Genomic DNA, 223 nt, shown 5'->3' with positions numbered 1-223 from the left:
TATCTTCATATTGAGAATTATCGCGCAGTATATTGCTACTCCAAGTTGGCTAGGCCGTTTTTTTACACGTATTAAAAAAGTAAGTATTGAACAAGAGCACCTTGATGTGCATTTTAGACGTGCTCCTGCACGAACATTTTTAATAAAAGACTTATATAATTATTCAATACTTAAAAATCGTTTATTTAGTGCGAAAATTATTTTCTGAGACAGTAGCAATACA

General features: G+C 31.4%; 1 protein-coding gene. It reads left to right on the top strand.

What is annotated here, in order from left to right; all coding sequences use genetic code 11:
* Nucleotides 1-208: hypothetical protein (locus tag V6260_RS18905; RefSeq protein WP_341595601.1), on the top strand; the 208-nt coding region annotated here is incomplete at its 5' end.
* Nucleotides 209-223 lie beyond the last annotated feature (15 nt).

The organism is Pseudoalteromonas aliena (assembly GCF_038155085.1).
Classification (GTDB): domain Bacteria; phylum Pseudomonadota; class Gammaproteobacteria; order Enterobacterales; family Alteromonadaceae; genus Pseudoalteromonas; species Pseudoalteromonas aliena_A.
The sequence above is the reverse complement of the archived record's forward strand: the minus strand, read 5'-3'. Positions and strand labels throughout refer to the sequence as shown.